The sequence below is a fragment of the Candidatus Thioglobus sp. genome (genome assembly GCF_029243085.1).
Classification (GTDB): Bacteria; Pseudomonadota; Gammaproteobacteria; order PS1; family Pseudothioglobaceae; genus Thioglobus_A.
Genome location: NZ_JAQWSS010000048.1, coordinates 1 through 5,003 on the forward strand (window position 1 = coordinate 1; position 5,003 = coordinate 5,003).

Genomic DNA, 5,003 nt, shown 5'->3' on the forward strand with positions numbered 1-5,003 from the left:
TTTAATATTGACAGATTCATTAGGTAGGTCGTCATTTGTATAAGCCTTAATGCTCATTTCTACCTCGTGCACGCCAATTGTTTGAGTTTTTGCAAGTAGGCTTAGGTCTTGTAAAATTCGAACAGCTAAATGCTTATTATCTCCCTGAACAACAAACTCTTGGCCTTTGTTGTTTATTTCAACATCAAGGCTCTTAGCAATAGACTCTAAGTTGCGATCAAATGAGCCACAAACATTTGCCAATTGTTCTGAATTGTCAACCTCTAGAGTTATATGCATAGTTCACCTACTAGCGAGTTACCACGTGCTTCAATAATTCTTACATTAACAATTTGACCGATTAATGATTCATCGCCCTTAAAATGTGTATTACGCATGTTTTCAGTTCGACCAAACATATTGTCATCTTTTCTAGCTTTGTTTTCCACTAACACTTTCTGCACACTACCAATCATAGATTTTGAAATGCTTTCAGTTGATTCATCAATGGTTTTTTGAACGCGAGCGAGTCGATCTTTTTTAATTTGCATATCTACATCATCAACAAAGCTACCAGCAGGTGTGCCAGGGCGTGCGGAATAGATAAAGCTAAAAGATTTATCAAAGCCAATGTCATTAATCAAGGCCATGGTATCTTCGAAATCTTGATCATTCTCACCTGGAAAACCGATGATAAAGTCACTTGATATGGAAATATCTGGACGTATTTCACGAAGTTTTCTAATTTTAGATTTGTATTCAATAGCCATATGCCCACGTTTCATTAAGCCTAAAATTTTGTCAGAGCCACTTTGAATGGGTAAGTGTAGATGTGAGACTAACTCGGGTACTTCTGCATAGGCTTCAATTAATGAATCTGAAAATTCAACTGGATGCGAGGTTGTATAGCGAATACGATCAATACCATTAATTTGTGCAACAATATTAATTAGTAGGGCTAAATCAGCCATCTCCCCATCATCCATCAGACCTTGATAGGCATTGACATTTTGACCTAATAAATTAACTTCACGAACACCTTGTTTGGCCAAAGTTTCCACTTCTTTAATAACGTCGTTAAAAGGGCGAGAAACCTCTTCTCCCCGAGTATAAGGCACAACACAAAAAGTGCAATATTTGCTACAACCTTCCATAATTGAAACAAAGGCGCTAACACCATTTGATTCAGGCTCAGGTAAATGGTCAAATTTTTCAATTTCTGGAAAAGAGATATCAATGCTGGTTTTTTTGTCACCTAGTACATCATTTAACATGGTCGGTAAACGGTGTAGCGTTTGTGGTCCAAAAATAATATCTACATATGGGGCGCGCTTAAGAATTAATTCACCTTCTTGAGAGGCGACACAGCCGCCAACACCAATGACCAAATTAGGGTTTTTAACCTTAAGTTTTTTCCAGCGTCCTAACTGATGAAATAATTTCTCTTGGGCTTTTTCACGTATGGAGCACGTGTTAAGAAGCAGCACATCAGCCTGATTAGCATCGTCAGTTAATTCTAAGTTATGGGAGTGTTTGAGTACGTTAACCATTTGATCTGAATCGTATTCATTCATTTGGCATCCAAAGGTACGGATGTGTAATTTATTCATAATATGATTTTTCTACTATGACTCAGAGTTATTCTGAATATATAGCGTTTGAGTTGGATAAGCAATTTCAGCTTTGTGAAGTTCAATGATATCAGCTACATTGAGTAGTATTTCTTGTTTTATTTTTTGATACTCATTCTTACTTGTTGTATTGGTAAAAGCGTAAATGTTGAAATCAATTGATGAGGCGTTGAAATAATTAAAGTAAACGCGTAATGCCTCATTATGATCAATATCCTTGTGTTCATTGAGCATTTTTTCAACACTGGTTACAATGTCAGGTATTTGTTTTATGTCATCATAGCGTACACCAATTACTTCTTTGATGCGACGATTAGTCATACGTGACGGTGTTTCAATTGGAATTGAGGCAAAGATTGAGTTGGGAATATAGACTGGGTTTTTGCTAAAAGTGCGTATGCGCGTCATGCGCCATCCAATTTTTTCAACCGTGCCTTCAAATTCACCTGATCGAATCCAATCACCGGTGGAAAAAGGCTTGTCCATTTGGATCATTAAGCCGCCAAAAATATTAGACAGCATGTCTTTAGCAGCAAAGCCCATCACAATACCACCCACGCCACCAAAAGTTAATAGACTCGAAATCGAAAATCCTAGGAATTGTGCAACGCCAAGTAAAATTGCTACTACCATCAAGATTTTAATTAATCGTGAAAACAATCGAACCGAATCATTATCAACGTTATTATCTTTTTCAATTAAGTAAGATTCAACCCCTGTTATGACACGCACAACTCCCCAAGTTATGATAAATATTGGGGCAATGTCAATATAATCTACGACTGTAACTAGTAAGCTAATCTGATCTTTGAAAGTACTAATAGAAAAATACAACCAGCCAAACCATATAAGTACTTTTATCGGGGCTGAAACTGCTTTAATTAGGTGGTCATCAAGTTGGTTTTTGGTTTTCCCAGCATGCTTAACAATTTGGTTTAAGATAAAGCCTAGGATTATATGAGCGACTAATGCCACTATAAATAAAATCCCTGTAGCTTGATACGGCGTCATATTTTGTAAAAAATCATTCATAATCAATATTTTAGCGCTTATTTTAAATATTTGAGTGGATTAATCGTCTGTTTGAATTTCTTCATTTCAAAGTAAAAAGGCTGATTTGTTGTGTGTGCAATCACGTCGCCTTTAGCGACCTGATCTCCTATAGTTACTTGCAAGTTTTGGGTTTGAGTATAGGTACTATAAAAACCAAGTGGGTGACGCAAAATGATCATTTTCCCATGACTTTCCATTTTGCTACCAATATAAACAATCTTTCCATCGCGAATGGCACGAATTTTTTGACCATTGTTTGTGTTGAAAGTTAACCCTTGGTGTTTATTGGAAAAGAGATGGCTAACTTGGCTATTAACTGGTATTTGCCAAGTAGAGGTCTTGTTGTTAACTTTTTGAACAGTCTTGTTGTTAACTTTTTCAACAGATTGGTTAGTTACTTTATGTGTTTTGTGTTCAATAACAATTACATTGGCTAGGCGTTGATGGTTAATGTTTTCTAGATGTGATGATTTTTCAATCACAATGACCGCAGGTTTGGGCGATTGGGAGTAACAACCACTTAACAAAGATATTATTAAAATAGTTAGGAGTTTAACCTGCATACCAGGCACCAAAAATAACCACGATAATCAGCCCGTAGCCCAAACGATCAATATATTTTTGCAACCATTGGTCACACTGAGCGCCATATTTTTTAATCAAAATGGCTATTAGATAATAACGAGCAGCACGTGCTACTAGAGAAATTAACACAAAAGGCAAAAGTGGCATGGCCATACTACCTGCACTAATCGTGGCTAACTTGTAGGGAATTGGACTAAAAGCAGCAATACCAACAACCCAAATCCCATAACGATCAAAGAAATCTTTAATTGAGATAATTGACTCGGGTTTAATTAATCCGTAATCAAGTAAAAAGCTCAACAAAACATCGCCTAGAAGGTAACCCGCAAGCCCACCTAATACAGAAAATATAGTAGCAATTAAAGCGAAAGAATAGGCTTTGTTAGGCTGTTTAAGAGCCATTGGTGCTAACAATATATCGGGTGGTGGATAGGGTAGTACAGAGGATTCTAAAAAGCTAACAATGGACAGCCAATAAATAGCAAATTGACTAGATGCCCATTCTAGAGCTTTTTGATAAATTCTAGAAAAAATTTGCATGTAGGTTTAACTATCTTTAACCATCGGAAACCCTAACGCTTCACGCGAATCGTAATAGGTTTGTGCTACTTTTTGACTCATAGCCCTTACACGACGAATAAAGCGTGCACGATCTGTCACACTAATTGCATGACGAGCATCTAACAAATTAAATAGGTGTGAAGCTTTCATAACTTGTTCATACGCTGGATAGGGTAGCGCTTGCTCTATTAATTGTTCATTCATGGACTCTGCTTCATCGAACTGCTTGAAAAGTACATCAGTATCAGCAATTTCAAAATTATAGGTTGATTGCTCCACTTCATTTTGATGAAATACATCGCCATAGCTTACACCTTCTGTCCAAACTAAATCAAAGACACTATCAACACCTTGAAGATACATAGCCAAACGTTCAAGACCATAAGTAAGCTCACCTGCAACAGGTTTGCAGGCCAATCCCCCTACTTGCTGGAAATAAGTAAATTGAGAAACTTCCATGCCGTTTAGCCAAATCTCCCAACCAAGCCCCCAGGCACCAAGCGTTGGAGATTCCCAGTTGTCTTCCACAAAGCGAACATCGTGCTTGGTAAGGTCAATACCAATCTCGCTTAAAGATTCTAGGTATAGATCTTGAATATCTTTAGGTGAGGGTTTTAGAATAACTTGAAATTGATAATAATGCTGAAGGCGATTTGGATTCTCACCATAACGACCATCTGTTGGGCGGCGTGAAGGCTGTACGTAGGCAGCTTTCCATGGTTCAGGCCCAACAGCACGTAAAAAGGTAGCAGGATGGAATGTACCTGCACCCATTTCCATATCAAACGGTTGTAATAAGGTGCAACCTTTAGATGCCCAAAAAGTTTGTAATTTTAAAATTAAATTTTGAAAGGACGCTGTTGCATCTAGATCTGAAATTGACATATTAATTTTATTGAATATATTGCAAAAAATTTTACCGCATCGAACATGAGTTAATTGGGTATTTATAAATTGATGGCACGCAGAAAGTTGGGAGCTTTATATATAAAGCTGAGAAGAATTAATTTTAGAAGCCCCCAAAGATGTCAAATAAGCATATGGAGATAAAACCTATTTAACAATTATTAAATACTGAGAGATTTAATAACAAGGCCAGTATACCAAAAAAAAAAAAAAACGATTTTACAAATAATTGACTATCTTTTAAATCAATAAAGGCTTAGGTTATTTTAAGTTTTAATAGTTCATTAT

At 36.6% G+C, this 5,003-nt stretch carries 5 protein-coding genes and 1 pseudogene; all 6 read right to left on the reverse strand.

Annotated features, from left to right (window positions below; genetic code table 11):
• Positions 1-279 (reverse strand): annotated as a pseudogene (locus tag P8M52_RS02950) (phosphate starvation-inducible protein PhoH); the annotation flags it as partial.
• Positions 270-1,589: a tRNA (N6-isopentenyl adenosine(37)-C2)-methylthiotransferase MiaB gene (miaB, locus tag P8M52_RS02955; protein ID WP_300307078.1), complete on the reverse strand. Its 1,320-nt coding sequence runs from the start codon at positions 1,587-1,589 to the stop codon at positions 270-272. The gene miaB and the pseudogene P8M52_RS02950, both read right to left, overlap by 10 nt.
• A gap of 15 nt (positions 1,590-1,604) precedes the next feature.
• A complete protein-coding gene (locus tag P8M52_RS02960; RefSeq protein ID WP_300307081.1) occupies positions 1,605-2,642 on the reverse strand; it encodes a mechanosensitive ion channel family protein in 1,038 nt (345 codons plus the stop codon).
• 17 nt (positions 2,643-2,659) lie between these two features.
• Positions 2,660-3,226: a M23 family metallopeptidase gene (locus P8M52_RS02965; protein WP_300307084.1), complete on the reverse strand. Its 567-nt coding sequence runs from the start codon at positions 3,224-3,226 to the stop codon at positions 2,660-2,662.
• Positions 3,216-3,788, reverse strand: a complete 573-nt coding sequence (locus P8M52_RS02970; protein ID WP_300307087.1) for a VTT domain-containing protein — start codon at positions 3,786-3,788, stop codon at positions 3,216-3,218. The genes P8M52_RS02965 and P8M52_RS02970 overlap by 11 nt, the downstream gene beginning before the upstream one ends.
• 6 nt (positions 3,789-3,794) lie before the next feature.
• Entirely contained in the window at positions 3,795-4,694 is a 900-nt protein-coding gene (gene glyQ / locus P8M52_RS02975) for a glycine--tRNA ligase subunit alpha (RefSeq protein ID WP_300307090.1), read from the reverse strand.
• Positions 4,695-5,003 lie beyond the last annotated feature (309 nt).